General features: G+C 62.7%; 23 protein-coding genes and 1 pseudogene. 12 read left to right on the top strand and 12 right to left on the bottom strand.

Going from position 1 to position 24,345, the window contains the following annotated elements; genetic code table 11:
- Positions 1 to 197: 197 nt before the first annotated feature.
- A complete protein-coding gene (gene rho, locus V7787_RS22825) occupies positions 198 to 1,457 on the bottom strand; it encodes a transcription termination factor Rho (RefSeq protein WP_003253661.1) in 1,260 nt (419 codons plus the stop codon).
- Between the two features lie 227 nt (positions 1,458 to 1,684).
- Positions 1,685 to 2,014: a thioredoxin TrxA gene (gene trxA, locus V7787_RS22820; RefSeq protein ID WP_003253660.1), complete on the bottom strand. Its 330-nt coding sequence runs from the start codon at positions 2,012 to 2,014 to the stop codon at positions 1,685 to 1,687.
- A gap of 253 nt (positions 2,015 to 2,267) precedes the next feature.
- Here trxA and ppx point away from each other — a divergent pair, with 253 nt between their 5' ends.
- The gene (ppx, locus tag V7787_RS22815; RefSeq protein ID WP_198748052.1) at positions 2,268 to 3,770 is read left to right on the top strand and encodes an exopolyphosphatase; all 1,503 of its coding nucleotides are present in this window, start codon (positions 2,268 to 2,270) and stop codon (positions 3,768 to 3,770) included.
- Here ppx and ppk1 read toward each other — a convergent pair.
- Positions 3,757 to 6,000, bottom strand: coding sequence for a polyphosphate kinase 1 (ppk1, locus tag V7787_RS22810; protein WP_014754802.1), 2,244 nt, complete (start codon positions 5,998 to 6,000; stop codon positions 3,757 to 3,759). The two genes, ppx and ppk1, sit on opposite strands and share 14 nt — an antisense overlap.
- A gap of 213 nt (positions 6,001 to 6,213) precedes the next feature.
- Here ppk1 and V7787_RS22805 point away from each other — a divergent pair, with 213 nt between their 5' ends.
- A complete protein-coding gene (locus V7787_RS22805) occupies positions 6,214 to 6,858 on the top strand; it encodes a DedA family protein (protein ID WP_177410006.1) in 645 nt (214 codons plus the stop codon).
- 501 nt (positions 6,859 to 7,359) lie between these two features.
- Here the strand turns inward: V7787_RS22805 and V7787_RS22800 are convergent.
- Positions 7,360 to 7,986, bottom strand: a pseudogene (locus V7787_RS22800) (sterol desaturase family protein); the annotation flags it as partial.
- 112 nt (positions 7,987 to 8,098) lie between these two features.
- On the opposite strand from V7787_RS22800, the gene elbB reads away from it, so the two are divergent.
- Positions 8,099 to 8,758 carry an isoprenoid biosynthesis glyoxalase ElbB gene (elbB, locus tag V7787_RS22795; protein ID WP_104886915.1) on the top strand — a complete coding sequence of 220 codons (660 nt, stop codon included), beginning with the start codon at positions 8,099 to 8,101 and terminating at the stop codon, positions 8,756 to 8,758.
- A 203-nt stretch (positions 8,759 to 8,961) separates the two neighbouring features.
- Here elbB and V7787_RS22790 read toward each other — a convergent pair whose 3' ends face one another.
- Positions 8,962 to 9,414 carry a YaiI/YqxD family protein gene (locus tag V7787_RS22790; RefSeq protein ID WP_014592810.1) on the bottom strand — a complete coding sequence of 151 codons (453 nt, stop codon included), beginning with the start codon at positions 9,412 to 9,414 and terminating at the stop codon, positions 8,962 to 8,964.
- A gap of 166 nt (positions 9,415 to 9,580) precedes the next feature.
- Here V7787_RS22790 and V7787_RS22785 point away from each other — a divergent pair, with 166 nt between their 5' ends.
- On the top strand, positions 9,581 to 12,436 hold the full coding sequence (locus tag V7787_RS22785) for a class I adenylate cyclase (RefSeq protein WP_104886914.1): 2,856 nt from the start codon (positions 9,581 to 9,583) through the stop codon (positions 12,434 to 12,436).
- 69 nt (positions 12,437 to 12,505) lie between these two features.
- Here V7787_RS22785 and rnk read toward each other — a convergent pair whose 3' ends face one another.
- The 3 genes from rnk to cyaY form a co-directional block, all read right to left on the bottom strand.
- On the bottom strand, positions 12,506 to 12,916 hold the full coding sequence (gene rnk, locus V7787_RS22780; protein WP_336089689.1) for a nucleoside diphosphate kinase regulator: 411 nt from the start codon (positions 12,914 to 12,916) through the stop codon (positions 12,506 to 12,508).
- Positions 12,917 to 13,062: 146 nt separating this feature from the next.
- Positions 13,063 to 13,287, bottom strand: coding sequence for a DUF1289 domain-containing protein (locus tag V7787_RS22775; protein WP_064491272.1), 225 nt, complete (start codon positions 13,285 to 13,287; stop codon positions 13,063 to 13,065).
- Between the two features lies 1 nt (position 13,288).
- Entirely contained in the window at positions 13,289 to 13,621 is a 333-nt protein-coding gene (cyaY, locus tag V7787_RS22770) for an iron donor protein CyaY (protein WP_004575827.1), read from the bottom strand.
- A 239-nt stretch (positions 13,622 to 13,860) separates the two neighbouring features.
- Between cyaY and lptM the strand changes: the two genes are divergently transcribed.
- From lptM to V7787_RS22740, 6 genes are read left to right on the top strand one after another with little or no spacing between them, the layout of a single operon-like run.
- The gene (gene lptM, locus V7787_RS22765) at positions 13,861 to 14,079 is read left to right on the top strand and encodes an LPS translocon maturation chaperone LptM (protein ID WP_010955745.1); all 219 of its coding nucleotides are present in this window, start codon (positions 13,861 to 13,863) and stop codon (positions 14,077 to 14,079) included.
- A 9-nt stretch (positions 14,080 to 14,088) separates the two neighbouring features.
- Positions 14,089 to 15,336: a diaminopimelate decarboxylase gene (gene lysA / locus V7787_RS22760; RefSeq protein WP_010955746.1), complete on the top strand. Its 1,248-nt coding sequence runs from the start codon at positions 14,089 to 14,091 to the stop codon at positions 15,334 to 15,336.
- 4 nt (positions 15,337 to 15,340) lie between these two features.
- Entirely contained in the window at positions 15,341 to 16,171 is an 831-nt protein-coding gene (gene dapF / locus V7787_RS22755; protein ID WP_014592814.1) for a diaminopimelate epimerase, read from the top strand.
- 13 nt (positions 16,172 to 16,184) lie between these two features.
- Positions 16,185 to 16,895, top strand: coding sequence for a DUF484 family protein (locus V7787_RS22750; RefSeq protein ID WP_014592815.1), 711 nt, complete (start codon positions 16,185 to 16,187; stop codon positions 16,893 to 16,895).
- The gene (gene xerC / locus V7787_RS22745; protein ID WP_064491273.1) at positions 16,895 to 17,794 is read left to right on the top strand and encodes a tyrosine recombinase XerC; all 900 of its coding nucleotides are present in this window, start codon (positions 16,895 to 16,897) and stop codon (positions 17,792 to 17,794) included. The genes V7787_RS22750 and xerC overlap by 1 nt, the downstream gene beginning before the upstream one ends.
- Positions 17,791 to 18,486 carry an HAD family hydrolase gene (locus V7787_RS22740; protein ID WP_010955750.1) on the top strand — a complete coding sequence of 232 codons (696 nt, stop codon included), beginning with the start codon at positions 17,791 to 17,793 and terminating at the stop codon, positions 18,484 to 18,486. The genes xerC and V7787_RS22740 overlap by 4 nt, the downstream gene beginning before the upstream one ends.
- Positions 18,487 to 18,667: 181 nt before the next feature.
- Here V7787_RS22740 and sutA read toward each other — a convergent pair whose 3' ends face one another.
- The 3 genes from sutA to glnK all read right to left on the bottom strand — a co-directional run bounded on the left by sutA (position 18,668) and on the right by glnK (position 21,143).
- On the bottom strand, positions 18,668 to 18,997 hold the full coding sequence (gene sutA, locus V7787_RS22735) for a transcriptional regulator SutA (RefSeq protein WP_003253643.1): 330 nt from the start codon (positions 18,995 to 18,997) through the stop codon (positions 18,668 to 18,670).
- Positions 18,998 to 19,426: 429 nt separating this feature from the next.
- Complete coding sequence (locus V7787_RS22730) at positions 19,427 to 20,758, bottom strand: ammonium transporter (RefSeq protein WP_003253642.1); 1,332 nt, start codon at positions 20,756 to 20,758, stop codon at positions 19,427 to 19,429.
- Between the two features lie 46 nt (positions 20,759 to 20,804).
- Positions 20,805 to 21,143: a P-II family nitrogen regulator gene (gene glnK, locus V7787_RS22725; RefSeq protein WP_002555808.1), complete on the bottom strand. Its 339-nt coding sequence runs from the start codon at positions 21,141 to 21,143 to the stop codon at positions 20,805 to 20,807.
- A 536-nt stretch (positions 21,144 to 21,679) separates the two neighbouring features.
- On the opposite strand from glnK, the gene V7787_RS22720 reads away from it, so the two are divergent.
- A complete protein-coding gene (locus V7787_RS22720) occupies positions 21,680 to 21,946 on the top strand; it encodes an accessory factor UbiK family protein (RefSeq protein ID WP_014592818.1) in 267 nt (88 codons plus the stop codon).
- Positions 21,947 to 22,300: a gamma-glutamylcyclotransferase family protein gene (locus tag V7787_RS22715; protein WP_020190994.1), complete on the top strand. Its 354-nt coding sequence runs from the start codon at positions 21,947 to 21,949 to the stop codon at positions 22,298 to 22,300. It abuts the gene before it with no gap.
- On the opposite strand, the gene V7787_RS22710 is transcribed toward V7787_RS22715, so the two are convergent.
- On the bottom strand, positions 22,254 to 24,323 hold the full coding sequence (locus V7787_RS22710) for a DUF4034 domain-containing protein (protein ID WP_081273160.1): 2,070 nt from the start codon (positions 24,321 to 24,323) through the stop codon (positions 22,254 to 22,256). The two genes, V7787_RS22715 and V7787_RS22710, sit on opposite strands and share 47 nt — an antisense overlap.
- Between the last annotated feature and the right edge of the window lie 22 nt (positions 24,324 to 24,345).

The raw sequence follows: 24,345 nt of genomic DNA, 5'->3' as shown, positions 1-24,345 counted from the left end.
GCCTCGTGTTGGCCGTATCGGTCGGGGTGCAGAGTGTAGCGCCGTTCGGGCCTTGTTTGGGGGGGAAAATGCATTGGGGCCGCCTTGCGCCCCTTCGCAGGCACGCCCGCCCCCACAAGGATTGTATTTAACCTGTGGGAGCGGGCGTGCCCGCGAAGGGCCGCAAGGCGGCCCCAATTACTGCCTGATCGGGAAGCTTACTTGCGCTTCATCGACAGGAAGAACTCATCGTTGGTCTTGGTCTGCTTGAGCTTGTCGACCAGGAACTCGATGGCAGCGATTTCGTCCATCGGGTGCAGCAGCTTGCGCAGAATCCACATACGCTGCAGCTCGTCGTCAGCGGTCAGCAACTCTTCGCGGCGAGTGCCGGAGCGGTTGATGTTGATGGCCGGGAACACACGCTTCTCAGCGATGCGGCGGTCCAGCGGCAGCTCCATGTTGCCGGTACCCTTGAACTCTTCGTAGATCACTTCGTCCATCTTCGAGCCGGTTTCAACCAGCGCAGTGGCGATAATGGTAAGCGAACCGCCTTCCTCGATGTTACGCGCAGCACCGAAGAAGCGCTTGGGCTTCTCGAGGGCGTGGGCGTCGACACCACCGGTCAGCACCTTGCCGGAGCTCGGGATCACGGTGTTGTAGGCACGCGCCAGTCGAGTGATCGAGTCCAGCAGGATAACCACATCTTTCTTGTGCTCGACCAGGCGCTTGGCCTTCTCGATCACCATCTCGGCAACCTGCACGTGGCGGGTTGGCGGCTCGTCGAAGGTGGAAGCAACCACTTCGCCACGCACGGTGCGCTGCATTTCGGTCACTTCTTCCGGGCGCTCGTCGATCAGCAGGACGATCAGGTGGCACTCAGGGTTGTTACGGGTGATGTTGGCCGCAATGTTCTGCAGCATGATCGTCTTACCGGCTTTCGGCGGGGCAACGATCAGGCCGCGCTGGCCTTTGCCGATCGGGGCGCACAGGTCGATGACGCGACCGGTCAAGTCCTCGGTGGAGCCGTTACCGGCCTCCATCTTCAGGCGCTTGTTCGGGAACAGCGGCGTCAGGTTTTCGAACAGGATCTTGTTCTTCGCGTTTTCCGGGCGGTCGAAGTTGATGGTATCGACCTTCAGCAGGGCGAAGTAACGCTCCCCTTCCTTCGGTGGGCGGATCTTGCCGACGATGGTGTCGCCGGTACGCAGGTTGAAACGGCGGATCTGGCTGGGCGAGACATAGATGTCGTCTGGGCCGGCCAGGTAGGACGCATCAGCCGAACGCAGGAAACCGAAACCATCCTGGAGAATCTCCAGCACGCCGTCACCCGAGATCTCTTCGCCGCTTTTCGCATGCTTCTTCAGCAGGGCGAAAATCACGTCCTGTTTGCGCGAACGGGCCATGTTTTCGATGCCCATCTGTTCGGCCATTTCCAAAAGATCGGTAATCGGCTTTTGCTTGAGTTCAGTCAGGTTCATAAGGGGAATGACGTAATCATGTAAGAAGGGAGAATTAAGCTTCTGGCTTAATGAGGCCGCGCCGCTGGATGGCGACAGGATCGCGTACTGATTCGAATTAGGGATGCTTCGGCGACGGCATGTAGAGGGCACTGGAAAAGCAGTGCGAGGCCGAATGTAACACTTGCTTTTTTCTGCGTCTAGTGCTCTGAAAAAGAAAAGCCCCGCATTTGCGGGGCCTTTTCACATCACAGGTGGGCGTCGAGGAATGCGGCCAGCTGCGATTTGGACAGTGCACCAACCTTGGTGGCTTCGACGTTGCCGTTCTTGAACAGCATCAGCGTCGGGATACCACGCACACCGTGCTTGGCCGGGGTTTCCTGGTTCTCGTCGATGTTCAGCTTGGCGACGGTCAGTTTGCCCTCGTAGGTGGAAGCGATGTCGTCCAGAACCGGAGCGATCATCTTGCATGGACCGCACCATTCAGCCCAGTAGTCGACCAGTACCGCGCCTTCGGCCTTCAGGACATCGGCTTCGAAGGAGGCGTCGGTGACATGTTTGATCAGATCGCTGCTCATGGATATCTCCAGGGTCGTAAGCAAAAAACGTGGCCCATGATAGCCGCACCTACGCCGGACAGGAAGCCACGGACGATTGAGTGTAACTATAGTTGCGCAAGACGCCGCGAATCGAAACTGTCATATGGCCGTCATAGAATCGAATGGCACATTGCCTTGCATCAAGGCCAGTACAACGGCTGAGTGTCACGCGTTGGCGATAGCCTGCTATCGTGGCACGATTGCCAGGTTAACGACCGAGAACAACCAGATCATGCCGCATACCATCGCGAAGAACCTGTCCCTGATCGCCGCCATCGACCTTGGCTCCAACAGTTTTCACATGGTCGTGGCCAAGGCCCACCATACCGAAATCCGCATCCTTGAGCGGCTCGGCGAGAAGGTTCAACTGGCCGCAGGCATCGACGAAGAGCGCATGCTCAGTGAAGAGGCAATGGAACGAGGCCTGGATTGCCTCAAGCGCTTTTCCCAGCTGATCAACGGCATGCCGGCAGGCTCCGTGCGTATCGTCGGCACCAACGCCTTGCGCGAAGCGCGCAACCGTAACGAATTCATCCAGCGCGCCGAAGCCATCCTCGGCCACCCGGTGGAGGTCATCTCTGGCCGTGAAGAGGCGCGCCTGATCTACCTGGGCGTGTCGCACACCCTGGCCGACACCCCCGGCAAGCGCCTGGTGGCCGACATCGGCGGCGGCAGTACCGAGTTCATCATCGGCCAGCGCTTCGAGCCGCTGCTGCGCGAAAGCCTGCAGATGGGTTGCGTGAGCTTTACCCAGCGCTACTTCCGCGACGGCAAGATCACCCCGGCCCGCTATGCCCAGGCCTACACTGCCGCGCGTCTGGAACTGATGAGCATCGAAAATGCCCTGCACCGCCTGACCTGGGATGAGGCCATTGGCTCATCCGGCACCATTCGCGCCATCGGCGCGGCCATCAAGGCCGGCGGCCTGGGCAATGGCGAGGTCAACGCCGAAGGGCTGGCCTGGGTCAAACGCAAGCTGTTCAAGCTGGGCGAGGTCGACAAGATCGACTTCGACGGCGTCAAGCCAGACCGCCGCACTATCTTCCCGGCGGGCTTGGCGATTCTCGAAGCCATCTTCGATGCCCTTGAACTGAACCGCATGGACCACTGCGACGGCGCCCTGCGCGAAGGTGTGCTGTTCGATCTGCTTGGCCGCCACCACCACGAAGACGTGCGCGAACGCACCCTGAACTCGCTGATGGAGCGCTATCACGTGGACCAGGGCCAGGCTGCGCGCGTCGAGCGCAAGGCGTTGCACGCATTCGACCAGGTGGCCGACGCTTGGGACCTGAAAGACGGAAACTGGCGCGATCTACTGGGCTGGGCCGCGAAAGTGCACGAAATCGGGCTGGACATTGCCCATTATCACTACCACAAGCACGGCGCCTACCTGATCGAGCACTCGGACCTGGCAGGCTTTTCCCGGGAAGATCAGCAGATGATGGCCCTGCTGGTGCGTGGCCACCGCCGCAACATCCCCAAGGACCGTTACGCCGAACTGGGTGATGAAGGGGTCAAGCTGCTGCGCCTGTGCGTGCTGCTGCGCTTTGCCATCCTGTTCCACCACATCCGCGGCACTCAGCAAATGCCAAAGGTAGAACTGAACGGCGGGGACAACAGCCTGGATGTAGCCTTCCCTGAAGGTTGGCTGCAGCAGAACCAGCTGACCCAGGCCGACTTCGCCAACGAGGCGGAGTGGCTGGCCCGGGTCGGCTTCGTCCTCAGCGTACGTTGAGGACCGGGTTGCTCAGGCGCTCCAGCAGGGTCGCCTGAACGCTGCGCGGGTTCTGGTTGCCGGTCGGGGTGCTGCGCACATAGCGCCCGTCTGGCTGCAAGGTCCAGGCGTGGGTATTGTCGGTCAGGTAGCCTTCCAGCTCCTTCTTCACCCGCAGCAACAGTTTCTTGCCTTCCACCGGGAAGCAGGTCTCGACACGTTTGTCGAGGTTGCGCTCCATCCAGTCGGCGCTGGACAGGTAGATCTGCTCTTCGCCGCCATTGAGGAAGTAGAACACCCGCGTGTGCTCGAGGAAGCGGCCAATGATCGAGCGCACCTGGATGTTGTGCGAAACCCCCGGAATGCCCGGGCGCAGGCAGCACATGCCACGCACCACCAAGTCGATTTTCACGCCCGACTGGCTGGCCTTGTACAGCGCCTTGATGACTTTGGCGTCGGTCAGCGAGTTGAACTTGGCGATGATGTGCGCCGGTTTGCCTTCGAGGGCAAACTGGGTTTCCCGCGCGATCATGTCGAGCATGCCCTTTTTCAGGGTGAACGGCGCATGCAGCAGCTTCTTCATGCGCAGGGTCTTGCCCATGCCGATCAGCTGGCTGAACAGCTTGCCGACGTCTTCGGTGAGCGCATCGTCAGAAGTCAGCAGGCTGTAGTCGGTGTACAGGCGGGCGTTGCCGGCGTGGTAGTTACCGGTGCCCAGGTGCGCGTAACGCACGATCTCGCCCTGCTCGCGGCGCAGAATCAGCATCATCTTGGCGTGGGTCTTGAAGCCAACCACACCGTAGATCACTACCGCACCAGCCGCTTGCAGGCGGCTGGCCATCTGCAGGTTGGACTCTTCGTCAAAACGCGCACGCAACTCGATCACCGCAGTGACCTCCTTGCCGTTACGCGCTGCGTCCACCAGGGCGTCGACGATTTCCGAGTTAGCCCCCGAGCGGTACAGGGTCTGGCGCACGGCGAGCACGTGCGGGTCCTTGGCGGCCTGGCGCAGCAGGTCGACCACTGGCGTGAAGGACTCGAACGGGTGCATCAGCAGGATGTCCTGCTTGCTGATCACACTGAAAATGTTGTCAGCGTTCGCCAGCAGCTTGGGGATCGCCGGGGTGAACGGTGTGTATTGCAGCTCCGGGTGGCTGTCCAGGCCGGTGATGCTGAACAGGCGGGTGAGGTTGACCGGGCCATTGACCTGGTACAGCTCACTTTCGCTGAGGCTGAACTGCTTCAACAGGTAGTCCGACAGGTGTTTCGGGCAGGTGTCGGCCACTTCCAGGCGCACGGCGTCACCGTAGCGGCGCGAGAACAGCTCGCCGCGCAGCGCGCGGGCCAGGTCGTCGACCTCTTCAGAGTCAAGCGCCAGGTCGGCGTTGCGCGTCAGACGGAACTGATAGCAGCCTTTCACCTTCATGCCCTGGAACAGGTCGTCGGCGTGCGCGTGGATCATCGACGACAGGAACACATAGTTTGCGCCCGGGCCGCCCACCTCTTCCGGCACGCGAATAACCCGCGGCAGCAGGCGTGGCGCCGGAATGATCGCCAGGCCCGAGTCGCGACCGAAGGCGTCCACCCCCTCGAGCTCGACGATGAAGTTGAGGCTCTTGTTCACCAGCAGCGGGAACGGGTGAGTCGGGTCGAGGCCAATCGGGGTAATGATCGGGGCAATTTCGTCGCGGAAGTAGCGGCGTACCCAGGTCTTGAGCTTGGGTGTCCAGTAGCGGCGGCGGATGAAGCGGATCTGGTGCTTTTCCAGCTCTGGCAGCAGCACGTCGTTGAGGATCGCGTACTGGCGCTCTACCTCGATGTGCACCAGTTCGCTGATACGCGCCAGCGCCTGGTGCGGCTGCAGGCCATCGGCGCCGGCCTGTTCACGGGCGAAGTTGATCTGCTTCTTCAGGCCTGCGACACGAATCTCAAAGAACTCGTCGAGGTTGCTGGAGAAGATCAACAGGAACTTGAGGCGTTCCAGCAGCGGGTAGTTCTCGTCCAGTGCCTGCTCCAGCACCCGGATATTGAACTGCAGTTGCGAGAGTTCGCGATGAATGTACAGGCTGCTGTCGTCCAGGCCAGGGACGGCGATGGCCGGGGACGGCGCGGGCACCGGAGCCACAGGTTCGACCACCTGTTCCGCTACAGGCTCGGCCACCGGAGGCAGGTCTGGCGGGGTCTGCAGCATCTCTTCTGGAAGCTCCTGAGCATCCTTGATCGCGACAGGGCTTAGCACTTCATTATTCATCTGGCGTTCCTGAGGACGTTAACGCCCTATCATCTATTGAGCGGCAAGATAAGCGCTCATTATGACGCCCGTGTTACACACATGGGCAAGCCGTGGCAAGTGGCCTCTGGCATTGTCTGCGCTGGAAATGTTCACGTCGAGACACATTTGGACACTTTCACGAACGCGCGCGAAGGGGTAGGCTGCGCGTTCATTTCGCCAGCACCTCAGAAAATGCTTCAACAATTCCTGCAGGATTTCGGCTACTTCGCCCTTTTTCTAGGCACCTTCTTTGAAGGCGAGACCATTCTGGTGCTTGCGGGATTCCTTGCGTTCCGCGGTTACATGGATATCAATCTGGTATGCCTGGTGGCCTTCTTCGGCAGCTACGCGGGCGACCAGTTGTGGTACTTCATGGGCCGACGCCACGGGCGCAGGATCCTGGCGCGCAAGCCGCGCTGGCAGGCAATGGGTGACCGGGCGCTGGACCACATCCGCCGCCACCCCGATATCTGGGTGCTGAGCTTCCGCTTTGTCTATGGTTTACGCACGGTCATGCCTGTGGCCATCGGCCTGTCGGGTTACCCGCCACGCCGTTACCTGCTGTTGAACGGGATTGGCGCGGGCATCTGGGCAGTGGCCTTGGGCGCCGCCGCCTACCACTTCGGCGCCATCCTCGAAGGCTTGCTGGGCAACGTCAAACGTTACGAGCTATGGGTGCTTGGCGGCCTGGTGGCGCTGGGCGGCCTGCTGTGGCTGCGCCGGCGCTTCCGTACTCTGCGCGCGGAGCGCAGGGCGGCGAGCCAGGCCCAGCCCCCAGAGGCTGAGCAGGCTGTAGGCCACGAGCAGAAGCCAGGCCAGCGGCGCGACCACCGCTAAGCCCAAGGCGCCGGCCAGGTACAATGCCGGCGCATTCAGACACAACCGCGCCAACTCCAGGCGTGCAGACCAGGGCCGGTTCTCCAGCAACGCGCCCAGCACGAACAAACCGAACGCCATCAGTGACCAGCCGAGCACCAGCGCGGCGGCCGGCACGCGGTCGGCCACGTCCATCAGGTAGCTGCCCAAGGCCACATAAACCACGAACTGCGCCGCCACATAGGCTTGCTGCCCGCGCCCCAGGGCAATCTCGAACTTGCGAAACAGCGCCAGGTCCTGCTTGGCCTGTGGGTAGCGTGCGGCCACATCGGCCGGGCGCCAGCCGGTAGGCATGAACCAGATACGCAGCTTGTCCCACAGGCTGGTGGTGCGCCGGGCGTCATGCCAGAGCTGGGCATAGAACTGCAGGTTGGCCCATAGCGGGTTCCAGCTGGCCAGCGGCGTGGTCACCCCGAACACCACCGGCTCGGCCGGGTCCTCCTCCTTGAAAGTGCCGAACAGACGGTCCCAGAGAATGAACACACCACCGTAATTGCGATCCAAGTAAGCAGGGTTTTGCGCATGGTGGACGCGATGATTGGACGGCGTGATCAACACCCACTCCAGCCAGCCAAGCTTGGGAATATGCCGGGTATGTACCCAGAACTGATACAGCAGGTTGAGCGAGGCCACGGTAATGAACACCAGTGGCGGCACGCCCAGCAGCGCCAGCGGCAGGTAGAACAGCCACGAGAAGATGAACCCACTACTGGTCTGGCGCAGCGCCGTGGTGAGGTTGTACTCCTCGCTCTGGTGATGCACCGAGTGCGCAGCCCACAGCACGTTGCGCTCATGCCCCAGGCGGTGCAGCCAGTAGTAACAGAAGTCGTACAGGACAAAGGCCAGCAACCAGACCCACCCTGCCTGCACCGGCAATTGCAGCAGCGCCAGGTGCTCGAAGGCAAGGGCATAGGTGACCAACCCTACGCCTTTGGTCAGCAGGCCGGTACTGGTCGACAGTGCGCCGGTACTCAGGCTGTTGATCGAGTCGGCCAGGGTGAAATTGTGCTGGCCGCGCACGCGGTCGGCGACCAGCTCAACGGCTATCAGCACAAAAAAGAACGGCACGGCCAGCAGTATCAGGTCCATGGGCGCGACCTCAGGTGTTATCCACCAAGATTAGGCCGCCCCCGCAGGAATCCCTATGGCGACATCTGCCAAACTAGAGGACATTTAGCGCCTCGACACTGGAGTAATGAGCATGACAAAAAAAGTAGCGGTGATTCTTTCCGGCTGTGGCGTGTATGACGGCGCCGAAATCCACGAAAGCGTGATCACGCTGCTGCGCCTCGACCAGCGCGGTGCGCAGGTGCAGTGCTTCGCGCCGAACATCGCACAGATGCATGTAATCAACCATCTGACCGGCGAAGAAATGCCCGAATCGCGCAATGTGCTGGTGGAGTCGGCGCGCATCGCCCGCGGCGAGGTCAGGGATATCCGTGAGGCCAAGGCCGAAGACTTCGATGCGCTGATCGTGCCGGGCGGTTTCGGGGCAGCAAAAAACCTCTCCAACTTTGCCGTGGAAGGCGCCAACTGCAGCGTGAACCCAGACGTGCTGGCCTTGGCCGAAGCCTTTGCCGACGCCTGCAAACCCGTAGGCCTGATCTGCATCTCGCCGGCGCTGGCGGCGAAGATCTACGGGCCGGGCGTGGTCTGCACCATCGGGCGCGATGCCGGCACTGCGGCGGCTGTCGAAAAGATGGGCGGCACCCATGAAGAATGCGATGTACACGACATTGTCGAAGACACCCAGCGTAAGCTCGTGACTACCCCGGCGTACATGGAGGCCAAGTCGATCAGCGAGGCGGCGGGCGGGATCTACAAGCTGGTGGACCGAGTGCTGGAGCTGACGCACGAGTAAGTTACTGCGTTGGCTTCTTCGCGGGCATGCCCGCTCCCACAGGTCCAGCGCAGGCTTCAAGGCCACGCGGTACCTGTGGGGCAACTGCGCGATAGCCTGTGGGGCAACTGCGCGATCGCTTGTAGGAGCGGGTTTACCCGCGAACACCGGCAGAGCCGGTGCCATCCACCGCGCCAGCCTGGGCTGTCGCCTACAGGAATCTGTCAGCCTTTCGAGAGCCGGGCAATGATCCGGTCCAGTGCATTGGCAAACGCCTGTTTCTCACGTTCGCCATAGGCCGCCTGCCCGCCCCCCACCTGGCCCTGCTCACGCAGCTCGGTGAACAGGTTGCGCGCCGCCAGGCGGTCGCCCATGTTGCGCTCGTCGAACTCGCGCCCACGCGGGTCCAGCGCGGCCACGCCCTTTTTCACCAGGCGGTCGGCCAGCGGCACGTCACTGCAGATCACCAGCTCGCCCGGCACGGCGTGCTCCACAATGTAATCGTCGGCCGCATCCATGCCGCTGGGCACCACGATCAGGCGCACGATCGCGAACGCCGGCTTGGCCACCGCCTGCCCCGCCACCATCACCACCTCGAACTTGCGCTTGAGGGCGAACTTGACGATCAGATCCTTGGCCGCCTTGGGGCAGGCGTCGGCATCGATCCATACACGCATTGGACACTCTCTACATGAACTCAATGCGCCCATCATGCCTGAAGCGCAGCGAAAGCTGGAGCAGGCCCGCGCTGGAAAAATGGCGCCAAAATTTCAATTACCGCTTATCCGACCCCGCCACTCAGGCTAAACTCGCCACAGCTTCAATGGCCTGCCCGAGCGCGCAATGAACCACCCTCACGAAATCCGCCCTGACCTGGACGAAGGCATCGACCGCAAGGTCCTGGCGACATTGCGTGCGCGCTTCCTGCATCTGAACCAGGGCCGACTGCAGCGGGCAAAGGAAGGCCTGTCAACGCGCCAGCAACAGGTACTGTCATTGCTGCCGCTGCTGTTTCACGTGAACCACCCGCTATTGCCGGGTTACGTTTCCGGCAGCACCCCCGCGGGCGTATCGGCTTACGAGCCAAGCGCCGAGCTGGTGGCAGATGCCCAACGCCTGGCCCGCTCGTTCACCTACAAGGCCCAGCATGGCAACCCGCCACGCCCGATCCACGGCCTGTTCCTGATGGGCAGCCTGGGCTCGCTGGCGCAGGCCGAGCACAGCGACATGGACCTGTGGGTGTGCCATGCACCCGGCTTGCCCGAACAGCTGCTGGGTGAGCTGCGCCGCAAGTGCCAGCTGCTGGAGGCCTGGGCGGCAAGCCTGGGCGCCGAAGCACACTTTTTCCTGATCGACACACAGGGCTTCGCCCAGGGTCAGCGCGATGGCCAGCTCGGCTCCGACGACTGCGGCACCACCCAGCACTACCTGCTGCTGGACGAGTTCTACCGCACCACCCTGTGGCTGGCCGGGCGTACGCCGCTGTGGTGGCTGGTACCGGTGTACGAGGAACACAACTACTACAGCTACACCCAGACGTTGCTGTCCAAGCGCTTCATCCGCAGCCAGGAAGCCCTTGACCTCGGCAACCTGGCGCACATTCCGCCCGGTGAGTTCGTCGGCGCAGGCCTGTGGCAATTGTTCAAAGGCATCGACTCGCCCTACAAATCGCTGCTCAAACTGCTGCTGACCGAAGCCTACGCCAGCGAACACCCTGCGGTGCGCTGCCTGAGCCTGGACTACAAGCAGGCAGTGTTTGCCAACCAGCTCGACCTCGACGAGCTGGACCCCTACGTGATGGTCTACCGGCGCATCGAACGTTACCTGCTGCAACGCGGCGAAACCGCGCGCCTGGAGCTGGTAAGACGCAGCCTGTACCTGAAGGTGAACAAGAAGCTCAGCGACCAGGGCCGCAGCCATGGCTGGCAACGTCGGCTGCTGCAGCGCCTGGCCGACGAATGGGGCTGGGACCAGCGCCAGTTGGCCCTGCTGGACAGCCGCAGCCGATGGAAAGTGCAGCAGGTCGCCGTCGAGCGGCGTGAGCTGGTGGCCGAGCTTAACCTCAGTTATCGCTTCCTCAGCCAGTTCGCCCGCACCCAGAACGCCAGCAGCCGCGCCGACCAGCGCGACCTCAATGTGCTGGGCCGGCGCCTGTACGCCGCCTTCGAGCGCCGCGCCGGCAAGGTCGAAGTGATTAACCCCGGCATCGCCCCTGACCTCGCCGAAGACACCCTGACGCTGGTCCAGGCACCCAACCGCAAGGAGCCGGGCAGCTACCACTGGGAGCTGTACAGCGGCAACCTGAGCACCCATGAAGTACAGCACTTCAGCCCGATGAAGCGCTGCCGCGAGCTACTCGAACTGCTGACCTGGGCCCATCGCAACGGGGTGATCGACAGCAGCACCCGCATGGCGCTGCATCCAGGGGCCAGCGACCTCGGGGAGTTCGAGCTGTTCAACCTGCTGGGCTGTCTGCGGCAAAGTATCCCCCTGCCCTTGCCGACCGTCAGCGAAGTGCGCCTTTTGCAGCCCAGCGTTGCCGATGAGGTGTTGTTGCTGGTCAACGTCGGCGTCGACCCGCTGCGCCACCACCGCGACCTGAACGTGCTGATGACCACAGAGCGCACCGACGCGTTGAGCTACGCTGGCGTGCGCGAAAACCTGGTGCTGACCCTGGACCAGGTCACCGTCAACAGCTGGAACGAGGTGCTGGTCCAGCGCTATGACGGCGAACACGCGCTGGTGCGCTGCCTGCGCGACTTCCTCAACAGCCCGGCGCAGCGCGGCCACCGGCCACGGGTGCGGGTACGCTGCTTCTGCCAAAGCCGCGCCCAGCCTATCGGCCAGCGCGTAGAGGAAATTTTCGACACTGTGCAGCTGCTGCGGGACCAAGGGCTCCACCACCGCTACCTGCTACAAGTGGCCCAACACACCCATGTGCTGGAGCTTTTGCCCGAGCATGTCAGCCTGACGACCCTGGCCGAGCATGAGGCGCTGCTGGCCTACCTGGGCGAAGAACGCAGTGCCTACAGCCCGCTGTACCTGGATGCCAATGCCCTGCAGGATCACGACCTGCGCCTGGTGCTGGAGCAAGGCCGGCCAGCCTGCATTCAGGTGTTCTACCGCCTGCAGGGCGGCTGGGCCGACGTGTATGTGCTGGATGAATACAACGCATTGTGGCAACAACGCCTGCCGCTGCATGACGAAGCGCATCTGCTGTTGCCACTGCAACGCTTTCTGCGCTCGGTGGTGATGCGCCGCGATGCACGCCTGCCCCTCGATAGCCTGCGGCCCGCCTCGCTGGATATCCACTTCGCGCAGCTGTTGCCCACCGGCCCAGGCAAGGCACGCAGCATCGAGCCGCGCCTGGCCCCGGCCGAGGGCAGCGACCAGCCTTACTATGAGGTACAGGCGATTATCCAGGCCGGTGTGGCGGGTGTGGCGCATGTGACGTTGTACTGCGACCAGCAGGAGTTTTCCGAACTGGAACATGGTGAGCAGCTGTACGCGGTGGTGGCCCGGCAGATCATCGGTCAGCGCCGTGGCGCAGAGCGGTACCGGTGCTATATCACCGACCTGGATTTGTCCGAGCTGCTGGATGACCGGCTGGGGGCAACGCAGATCTACCTGAGCTACAAGCGGGTGCTGGAGCAGGCTTTGAATGAGGGGCTGGAACAGGTTTTGGCGCAGGGCGCCTGAACTCGCAGCACAAGACTGCTGTGGAACAGCCTTGTGCTGCAATCGGGCCGCGCAGCGGCCCCCTGGCCCTTACAGGTCGTAATCGCCCGCTGCTTCCGGCTGGTACTCCACTTCCAGCAGCTTCAGCTTGAGGGTCTTGCCCCCCGGCGCCGGCCAGTCGATCTGCTCGCCCACCGACAGCCCCAGCAAGGCGCAGCCAATCGGCGCCAGGATCGAGACCTTGCCTTCCGGCCCGGCATCCTTGGGGTACGCCAGTGTCAGGTGGTAGTCCTTGCCGCTGGCTTCCTCACGGCAGTGCACCCGCGAGTTCATGGTCACCACGCCCGCCGGCACTTCCTCGTGACCGACCACCTGCTCGGCGCGGTCAAGCTCGTCCTGCAGGGCGAGCACACCCGGCGTACTCTCGTCGAGGCTGTCGATCAGACGCTCCAGACGCTGTACGTCCAATCGGGTGAGGATGAGGGAAGGCTTGGTGCTCATGATCCAGTCAGACTCCTTTGAACAGGCAGTTTTCAATGTGCAAATAAAGCAAAACCCCGCCCAAGGGCGGGGTTTGAGAAGGCTTTGGCGTCACCGACGCAGAACCCGACACTACCACAGCCGGGCAAATACTCAAGCCCCTGCGCTCAGTGTGCCTTAGCCTGCTCGCGCAAGACCTGGGCCTCGCGGCAGATCTGCCGGCGCCGTTCGTCATCGGCCGAGCGCCATTCGCGAATGTGCTCGACATGCCGATGGCAACCGGTACACACCCGCTGTTCGTCCAGCCGGCATACGCTGATGCACGGTGACGGCACTGCAGGGCTGACGTTGCTGTAAAGCGGCTTGGGCGGCCGGGCCTGGGCGTTACTCATGTCAGATTTCGTCGAAGTCCAGCTTCTCGCCGGCCCGCTCCCAGACGATACGCTCGAGCATTTCACCCAGCAACTCTTCGCTCTTTTCGCACACCCACTTGCCACTGTCTTCGTCGTAATCGAAGTGGAAACCACCGGAGCGGTCGGCAAGCCACAGCTGGCGCAGTGGCTCCTGACGGCTGAAGATCAGCTGGGCACCGCCCTCGAACTTGACGGTCAGGACACCGGCTGAGTTCTCCATGTCCAGGTCCAGACCGCTCTCGTCGAACAGATCTTCCAGGGCCTGTTGGGTCGCGTCGACCAGATCATGGAAACGCGCTTCACTCAAACTCATTGCAGGAACCTCGAAATTGGCTGCGTTACAGGCAAGCCGGGCAAGATACGGGCGCTTGCCGCCGAATGCAAAGGTTTAGCCGTTGCGTTCACCGGCCTCTTCGCGGGCGAGCCCGCTCCTACGGGGGGCTGCGCAGGGGCTAAGCATAGCCCGCCCGGCGGACCGGTCCTTGCATAGGCAAGCCGCCGGTCGCTCGGTATACTCGGGCGCAATACTGCATTTTTCTAAGGATTTCACCCATGAAGCGCCTGATTTCCTCCTTCGCGGCGCTGGTCGCTGTTGCCTGCCTCGTTTCGGCCTGTGGCCAGAAAGGCCCGCTGTATCTGCCTGAAGATGGCGATAACGGCAAAGCGCACACGTCGCACCAGCACCAGCCAAAAGCCAAGCCGGCCCCGGCACAAGAACAGCAGCCCGAGCTGCAGTCCGAGTCCGAGCCCGAGCAGTCGCCAGCGCAGTAAGGAAACCAGATGAACGCTTTCAACTACCGCGACGGTGAGCTGTTCGCGGAAGGCGTGGCCCTGTCGGCCATTGCTGAACGTTACGGCACCCCCACCTACGTGTACTCGCGCGCCCACATCGAGGCCCAGTACCGTAGCTACGCAGACGCCCTGCAAGGCACCGAGCACCTGGTGTGCTTCGCGGTCAAGGCCAACTCCAACCTTGGCGTGCTGAACGTGCTGGCGCGCCTGGGCGCAGGCTTCGACATCGTCTCCGGTGGTGAACTGGAACGTGTGCTGGCCGCTGGCGGGCGTGCCGACCGCGTGGTGTTCTCCGGCGTCGGCAAAACCCGTGAAGACATGCGCCGCGCCCTGGAAGTTGGCGTGCACTGCTTCAACGTCGAATCCACCGACGAGCTGGAGCGCCTGCAAGTAGTCGCCGCCGAAATGGGCAAGGTTGCCCCGGTGTCGCTGCGGGTCAACCCGGACGTCGATGCCGGTACCCACCCGTACATCTCCACTGGCCTCAAAGAAAACAAGTTCGGCATCGCCATTGCCGATGCCGAGGCCATCTACGTACGCGCCGCACAGCTACCGAACCTGGAAGTGGTCGGTGTCGACTGCCACATCGGCTCGCAGCTGACCACCGTCGAGCCATTCCTCGACGCCCTCGACCGCCTGCTGGTGCTGGTCGACCGCCTGGCCGAGTGCGGCATACACCTGCGCCACCTGGACCTGGGTGGCGGTGTCGGCGTGCGCTACCGCGACGAACAGCCACCACGGGTGGCCGACTACATCAAGGCCATCCGCGAGCGCGTGGGCGAGCGCGACCTGGCCCTGGTGTTCGAACCAGGCCGCTACATCGTCGCCAACGCTGGCGTGCTGCTGACCCGCGTGGAATACCTCAAGCACACCGAACACAAGGACTTCGCCATCATCGATGCAGCGATGAACGACCTGATCCGCCCGGCCCTGTACCAGGCCTGGATGGGTGTCAGCGCGGTCAAGCCACGTGCAGGCGAAGGCCGTGCCTATGACCTGGTCGGCCCTATCTGCGAGACTGGCGACTTCCTCGGCAAGGACCGCGTACTCAACCTGGCCGAAGGTGACCTGCTGGCCGTAGAGTCCGCGGGCGCCTATGGTTTTGTCATGAGCTCCAACTACAACACCCGCGGCCGTTGCGCTGAAATCCTGGTCGACGGCGACCAGGCGTTCGAAGTACGCCGCCGCGAGACCGTCGCCGAACTGTATGCTGGCGAAAGCCTGCTGCCGGAGTAAGCCCATGCTGCTGCGTTTTACCAAGATGCATGGGCTGGGCAACGACTTCATGGTCCTGGACCTGGTCAGCCAGCACGCGCACATCCAGCCCAAGCACGCCAAGCAATGGGGTGACCGCCATACCGGTGTCGGCTTCGACCAGTTGCTGATCGTCGAGGCGCCGAACAACCCGGAAGTGGACTTCCGCTACCGCATCTTCAACGCCGACGGCTCCGAGGTCGAGCAATGCGGCAACGGTGCGCGCTGCTTTGCCCGCTTCGTGCTGGACAAGCGCCTGACCGCGAAAAAGCGCATCCGCGTGGAAACCAAGAGCGGCATCATCGTGCTGGACGTGCAGAACGACGGCCAGGTGAGTGTCGACATGGGCCCACCCCGCTTCATCCCTGCCGAAATCCCCTTCGTTGCTGACGCGCAGGCGCTGAGCTACCCACTGGAGGTCGACGGCCAGCTGCATTCCATAGCCGCCGTGTCCATGGGTAACCCGCACGCCGTGCTGCGTGTCGACGACGTGCATACTGCCCCCGTGCACGAGCTGGGCCCGAAGATCGAAAACCACCCACGCTTCCCACAGCGGGTGAATGCCGGCTTCATTCAAGTCATCGACCGCCACCGCGCCAACCTGCGCGTGTGGGAACGCGGCGCCGGCGAAACCCAGGCTTGCGGCACCGGCGCCTGCGCCGCGGCCGTGGCGGCGATCAGCCAGGGCTGGATGGACTCCCCGGTGTCCCTCGACCTGCCCGGTGGCCGCCTGCACATCGAATGGGCCGGCCCCGGCAAGCCCGTGATGATGACTGGCCCGGCCGTACGCGTCTATGAAGGACAGGTTCGTCTCTAAACGAGTAACCGCCATGACCGATCAGCCCAAGGTTGTACCCAAGCAGTCCGCCGAGCTCGATGCCGAAGCGGTGGTCGCCTACCTGCGCGCCCACCCCACCTTCTTCGCCGAGCACGACGAGCTGCTGATCGAACAGCACATCCCGCATCAGCGAGGAGACAGCGTGTCGCTGGTGGAACGCCAGCTCAAGCTGCTGCGTGACCGCAACATCGAAATGCGCCATCGCCTGTCGCAACTGATGGACGTGGCCCGCGACAACGACCGGCTGTTCGACAAGACCCGCCGGCTGATCCTTGACCTGCTCGATGCCGGTAGCCTGGAAGAAGTGGTAATGGCGGTCGAAGACAGCCTGCGCCAGGAATTCCAGGTGCCCTTCGTCAGCCTGATCCTGTTCGGCGACAACGTCGCGCCGGTCGGGCGCTGGGTCAGCAATGCCGAGGCGCAGCAAGCCATCGGTGCCCTGCTGGGCGGTGGCAAGACCGTCAGTGGCAACCTGCGCGAGCACGAGCTGGCGTTCCTGTTCGGTGAAGAACAGCGCCGGGAAGTAGGCTCCAGCGCCGTGGCAGCTCTTGAGTACCAAGGGCTGCATGGGGTTCTGGCCATCGGCAGCCGCGACCCGCAACACTACAAGAGCAGCGTCGGTACCCTTTTCCTCGGCTATATCGCCGAGGTGCTTGGCCGCGTTGTGCCACGCGTTACCCAGACCCTGCGCCCGGTACGCTGATGAAACGCCAGCTGGAGGCTTATTGCGCACACCTGCGCAACGAGCGCCAGGTGTCGGAGCACACCTCGCAGGGCTACCGTCGCGACCTGGAAAAAGTCATCGCCTACTGCGCAGAACACGGCATTGCCGATTGGCAGGCGCTGCAAATCCAGCAGCTGCGCCAGCTGATCGCCCGCTTGCACCACCATGGCCAATCTCCGCGCAGCCTGGCACGCCTGCTGTCGGCAGTGCGCGGCCTGTACCGCTACCTCAACCGCGAAGGCCTGTGCCAGCACGACCCGGCCAACGGCCTGAGCGCGCCCAAAGGTGAGCGGCGGCTGCCCAAGGTACTGGATACCGACCGCGCACTGCAGCTGCTCGATGGTGGCGTCGACGACGACTTCATCGCCCGGCGGGACCAGGCGATCCTCGAACTGTTCTATTCCTCGGGCCTACGCCTATCGGAACTGACCAACCTCGATCTTGATCACCTCGACCTCGCCGCCGGCCTGGTGCAGGTACTGGGCAAGGGTGGAAAAGCCCGCGTACTGCCGGTGGGTCGCAAGGCTCGCGAGGCGTTGCAGGCCTGGTACCGTTTGCGCGGCATCGGCAACCCACGCGACCGTGCAGTGTTCATTACCCGCCAGGGCAATCGCATCAGCCCCCGGGCAGTGAGGCTGCGGGTAAAGGTTGCCGGTGAGCGTGAGCTGGGCCAACACCTGCACCCGCACATGCTTCGCCATTCCTTCGCCAGCCATGTGCTGGAATCATCCCAGGACCTGCGCGCGGTGCAGGAGATGCTCGGCCACGCCGACATCAGCACGACGCAAATCTACACCCACCTGGACTTCCAGCACCTGGCCGCGGTGTACGACAGCGCCCACCCTCGGGCCAAACGCAGCAAAGGCACAGACTCATGAGCATCAAGCTGATCACCTTCGACCTCGACGATACCCTGTGGGACACCGCGCCGGTGATTGCCACCGCGGAAGTCGTGCTGCGCGACTGGCTCGAAGCCAACGCACCAACCCTCGGCAGCGTGCCGGTGGAACACCTGTTCGCCATCCGCGAGCGCCTGGTGCAAGCAGAGCCCGGCCTCAAGCACCGCATCAGCGCCCTGCGCAGGCGCGTGCTGTTCCATGCCCTGGAAGAGGTCGGCTACAGCGAGCAGCACGCACAGGCGCTGGCCAACGAAGGCTTCGAAGTGTTCCTGCATGCGCGCCACCAGGTGGAGATCTTCCCAGAGGTACAACCGGTGCTTGAGATCTTGCGCCATCAATACATCCTGGGCGTGGTCACCAACGGCAATGCCGACGTCAGCCGGCTGGGGCTGGCCGATTACTTCCGCTTTGCCCTGTGCGCCGAGGACCTGGGCATTGGCAAGCCAGACCCGGCGCCGTTCCTCGAAGCGTTGCGCCGCGGCGAGGTGGACGCGGGTGCGGCGGTGCACATCGGCGATCACCCTGGCGATGACATTGCCGGTGCTCAGCGCGCCGGTTTGCGCGCGGTGTGGTTCAACCCGCAGGGCAAGGCCTGGACTGGCGATCAGGCGCCGGATGCCGAAATCCAGCGCCTGTCGCAGCTGCCCGACGTGCTCGCGCGCTGGCGCTGACGGAGGCCGCTTTGCGGCCCATTCGCGGGCACGCCCGCTCCCACAGGGACCGCGCAGGCCCTGGACCCTGTGGTGAACCTGTGGGAGCGGGCATGCCCGCGAAGAGGCCGGCACAGGCAACACAAAACCCACAGGCATAAAAAAGCCCGCAGCGACGGCGGGCTTTTTTGCGATCAGCCACTCAGATAGGGCGGCTGCCGTACTTGTTGTCTGGCTTCTTGGGCGGGTCAGCGACCACGTTGGCCTCGACTTCCTGCACCTTGCCACCGCGAGAAAGGAATTCTTCCATCGCCTTGGCCAGTGCATCACGCTCTTTCTGCTTGGCTTCCATGCTCGGCATCTCGTCTACCGAGACTGCTGCCTTGGATTTGCCCTTGGCAACGGGTGCCGGGCTGCTGTCGTCATCGCCAGCGTCTTCCACGCCGTCGTCAGCCGCCCCTTCAAGGACCTCATCACCCTCGTCTTCGTCGCCTACTTCGAGGTCATCATTTTCCAGATCGTCGTCGCTCATGTTCTACCTCATGACTTGCGAAAAGCAGGTTGGTTATAGACCAGTGCAGCCGTAGACCGGCAGCCACCAGTGAAAATTCAACTGGCCGTGGGTTAGGCCACTGCCCTTGGGTCGGCACTCCTGATGGGAGGCGGCACCCAGCAGGCCCTGCTCCTGGCAGGACCTGACAAATCCATTAGCCCCTGCTGGCCACACGCTATTGGCAAGCCTAGCAAAGGCTGGCGAAGTGTGTGGACTACTCGTCAAACACCCTTCGGCGCGCATTCTAGCGCGCCCGTGGAAAAAGCAAAGCACCATAAACGCCCTGCGGCTTGTAAGTTTTTTACCTACGTCACGAACGTGTCGAATAAACCGTTTGCCGTGCGGGAAATGCTGAAAAACTGGCAAAAAAATGCCCGGCAAGCCGGGCAAGTTTTTACCGCGTCGCAGTTACAGGTTGTAGCCGCGCTCGTTGTGCTGAGCCAGGTCGAGGCCGACCGACTCTTCTTCTTCGTTGACCCGCAGGCCCATCACCACATCCAGCACCTTGAGAATCACGTAGGTGACGATGGCGGTGTAGACCACGGTGAAAATCACACCTTTGGCCTGGATCCAGACTTGCATGCCGATGTCGGTGACGGTACCGAAGCCGCCCAGCGCCGGAGCCGCGAATACACCCGTGAGGATGGCGCCGATGATGCCGCCAACACCGTGCACGCCGAAGGCATCCAGCGAATCGTCATAGCCGAGTTTGCGCTTGAGCGTGGTGGCGCAGAAGTAGCAGAGCACACCCGAAACCAGGCCGATGATCAGCGCGCCAATCGGCCCGACGGTGCCCGCAGCCGGGGTGATGGCGACCAGGCCAGCAACCACGCCCGAAGCGATGCCCAGAGCACTTGGCTTACCGTGACCGACCCACTCGGCGAACATCCAGCCCAGGGCGGCGGCGGCGGTAGCGATCTGAGTGACCAGCATGGCCATGCCGGCAGTACCATTGGCGGCAGCAGCAGAGCCTGCGTTGAAACCGAACCAGCCGATCCACAGCATCGCTGCGCCCATCAGGGTATAGCCGAGGTTGTGCGGGGCCATCGGCGTGGTCGGGTAGCCCTTGCGCTTGCCCAGTACCAGGCAGCAGACCAGGCCTGCGATACCGGCGTTGATGTGCACCACGGTGCCACCAGCGAAGTCCAGTACGCCCCAGTCCCACATCAGGGCACCGTCACCGCTCCACACCATGTGGGCGATCGGCGCATACACCAGGGTGAACCAGATACCCATGAATACGAGCATCGCCGAGAACTTCATGCGCTCGGCAAAGGCACCGACGATCAACGCCGGGGTGATGATGGCGAACGTCATCTGGAAGGTGATGAACACCGCTTCAGGGAACAGCGCGGTGGCCGAGGTCAGGCTGTTGGGCGTGACGCCGCTGAGGAAGGCCTTGGAGAAGCCGCCAACGAAGGAGTTGAAGTTAAGCACGCCCTTTTCCATACCGGCGGTATCGAAGGCCATGCTGTAGCCGTAGACGACCCAGAGAATGCTCATCAGGCCGGTGATTGCAAAGCACTGCATCATCACCGACAGCACGTTCTTGGATCGCACCATGCCGCCATAGAACAGGGCCAGGCCCGGAATGGTCATGAACAGCACCAGCGCCGTTGCGGTCAGCATCCAGGCGGTGTCGCCGGAATTAAGCGCTGGGGCAGCTTCCTCTGCCAGGGCAAGCCCGGGCATTACGAGGGACAATAGGGCTCCTAGCCCTGCGATCTTACGCAGAGTCATGTTGTTTTCTCCTGGGGCGTTGGGTTTGGTGAGGCTTTTTTGCTGCTTAGATCGCGTCGGTATCGGTTTCGCCGGTACGGATGCGGATCGCCTGCTCCAGATTCACCACGAAAATCTTGCCGTCACCGATCTTGCCGGTGTTGGCTGCCTTGGTGATGGCTTCGATTACCCGATCAAGGTCTTTGTCATCGATGGCGACATCGATCTTCACCTTGGGCAGGAAATCGACCACATATTCAGCACCGCGATACAGCTCGGTGTGGCCCTTCTGCCGACCGAAACCTTTGACTTCGGTGACGGTGATGCCCTGCACGCCGATTTCCGACAGCGACTCGCGCACGTCGTCCAGCTTGAACGGCTTGATGATGGCTGTGACTAGCTTCATGAAACTCTCTCCCGATTTGGTGGACTTGCCCCAGGAAAACAAACCCGTCTCAAGTCTAAGCGCAGCGGTTGGCTTTGTAACGCGTCGTCGGCATCCGGCTCCGCGTGCGCACTGCCTGGTCACAAGGAACTGCTTCAGTGCATGGCTCGTACAGGTCTTTGCAGAAACCTTGCCAGTTCCGACAAAGCGCCGAAAAACAGCGCGTTATGTGATTTGCTCGGGATTGGCCAGTCGCCAGCATGGGAAACATGCACAATTTCGGTGCGCAGCAGCGGGGCAAGTTGCGCGAAAAATGTGCAACGGATTAGAAACCGCAGATCATTCTTTTTCGTGAGCAACTGTCTTGCTCAATTTCTAAAAGTTGGCGCGATCGCTGTGGGAGCGGGCTTGCCCGCGAACACGGGCGAAGCCCTTGCCATCCACCGCGGTGTTTTCTTCGCGGGTAAACCCGCTCCTACGAAGGCCAATGTGCACTCAGGCGCCAGGTTTGTGCGTGCTACACTGGCGGCCATTTCTCAGTTTCAGTGGACAGCCCCATGCTCCCGCCCAAAGCCCTTCTCGATGCCCTGAGCGAACAGGCCTCGCGCCTGTTCAGCAGCGATGCCGCCCAGCCCCGTGCGGAACTCGAAAGCCAGTTCAAAGTGTTGATGCAAGGCGCCTTCAGCAAGCTGGACCTGGTCAGCCGCGATGAGTTCGACAGCCAGATGGTTGTACTGGCGCGTACCCGCGCACGCCTTGAGGCCTTGGAAAAACAGGTAGCCGAGCTGGAAGCCCGGCTGAACCCAACTTCACAGGATGAATGAATGCAGCCCTCCAGCGCATACCCGGTACTGTTGTTTTCCTACGGCACCTTGCAGGATAAAGCCGTGCAGTTGGCCAACTTTGGCCGTGAGCTGAACGGCCAGGCCGACCGTATGCCGGGCTACCGCCTGGACTGGGTCGAGATCACCGACCCGGGCGTACTGGCGACCAGCGGCAAGTCTCATCACCCCATCGTTTCCCCCAGCAGCCAGGCCAACGACAGCGTGGCCGGCATGGTCTTCCAGATCAGCGAAGACGAACTGGCAGCGGCGGACCGCTATGAAGTTGCCGACTACAAGCGCGTCGCAGTCACCCTTGCATCGGGCCTGACAGCCTGGGTTTATGTGCGCGCCTGAGCCCGTCCGATGCAGGTTGAACCCGCAACGACTCGGCGTGGGTAAAGGCCTGTTTCGGTGGTAGCTCACTTGCATGCAGTGTGCCGCGGAACAATGCCGCCCCGCACTGAGTAAACAACGTCTTCACCCGGCTGTGCGAATTGAGGATCTGGGCCTGGATATCACCAATGGCCGAATCCCTTGGTTGCAAGCTGGCCGCTCGGTTGACCCATTGGATGGCGGCAAAGCGGCTTTGCTTGCGGGTGCCACGCCCCTGCATCCAGGCCAGCCCCAGTTCGGCGCTGGCACGCCCTGCAAGCCACGGGTCCGGGTGCTCGACCAGGCTCAGCAGGTAAGCAACCGCCTCACTTCGCTCCTGCGCCTCACCAAACCGGCGTAACAAAATCCCCAGGTGCAACCGCGCACACGCATTGGTCTGCCCGTTGCCCAGCGCGTCGACAAGCAGGCGCCTGACCGCCAGCATGGCACTGCGCTCGTTCAGATCCTCATCGCCGTCCATGCGCAGGCAGGCCAGGTTGTACTTGGCCTGCCTGCTGCCCGCCTCCACCGCACGCTGCAGCCAGTACCCGGCTGCTTCGTCGTCCAGGTAATGCGCCGGGGTGTTGGCCAGGCCGCCATGGTGCAGCTCATACAAGGCCAGGGCAGCACCCGGCAGGTTCAGTTCGGCGCAGCGTTCATACAGGTAGCAGGCCACTTCATGCCGGTTGGCTGCCCACAGCAATCGCGCCACTTCAAGCACTTCGAACCCCGGTGCCTGGCCCGCGAACTGGCGACTCACCGCCCGTTGCAACCATAGCCTTGCCTGCTCGGCCGAGCGTGGCAGCGCCCACAGCCCGAAACGGTGCCCGACAGCGCGTAATGCACAGGCAGCAGCATGTGAACGGCCGTCACACAGGCGCTCAATGGCGCTGTGTAACAGTTGCCTCTCATCTGCCATGCCATTGCGCAGTATCAGCTCGGCCAAACAGCGAAACGGCACGCCCATGGCGCGGATGGCGCCGAGATCGGCATTGCACGCCAAGCTCGCGGCAAAGTCGCGCATAGCGCCAGCATGGTCGCCCGATGCCCCGCTGCGCAGCGCCCCCCGCCATGCCAGAACGACAGCACGTTCCCTGGGCCTCAACGGGCGTTGTGACCAGTCTTCGAACACGTGCTGCCAGTCGGCGACGGCTTGCAACGGATCAGCCTGTGGCAGCATCAGCCGGCCTTCGACGGCCATCCAGTGCAGCGCATTACGCAAAGGCTCGTCCCAGGTTGCGCACAACGGGCCATTGATCAACAGCTCGAACGCATCGAGGCTGCCGCCCCAGCGTGGCAGCAGGTACACAGCAAGGGCCTGGATCGCTTCGAAGCAGCCGGGGCGGGCGATCAGCGCATGGCGCAGCCAGTAATAGCGAGGGTCCTCGTTTTCATGGTCGACCCGCTTGCCCAGGTAGCGCGGCAGCGCCTGTGGCAGCTCGGCCAAGGGCAAAAGCCCATGCCTCACCAGCAACGGCGCTGCAGCTTCCTGTACCTCTACATCGGCATGGGCACTGGGCCTGAAGCGTGCAGGCTCCCCCTGGAACAGTTGGAGCAACCAACCAGGCTCATGGAACTGCGCACTGATGCGCAGCATGCCAATGGCCGCTGCCACGGGGTGCGCAGAGCGGTCCATTGCACGCAACAGGTGCGCGGTGGCGGATTCACAAATTTGCGCGACCGCCAGCAAGCGTGCAGCGTTGCGTGGGCCATCAACCTGCACCTGGCAGGCTCGGTGGAAGCAGTGCATACCCATTACCACTTGTGGGTGGTAAGCCCTGGGGCACGCGTCAATCCAGGCTCTGAGCACTTGGCTCAGGGCCCTGTCGCCCTGGTTTTCCTGGTCGAGCAGCATGTGCCCGTCAATGGCCGCCAGGTAGGCCGGGAACTCGCCGGGCGGGGCCTGACGCCACTGAGCCTCAAGCCTGTCGAAAAAGCGGTTGAGTTCAACGAATGCACTGGCCTGCACCAGTTCGCGCATTACCTGGTGCGTGCGGGTGAGCATTTGCACGGTGCAATACCTCAAG

The sequence above is a fragment of the Pseudomonas sp. CGJS7 genome (assembly GCF_036961695.1).
This window is presented reverse-complemented; position numbering and strand designations above follow the sequence as displayed.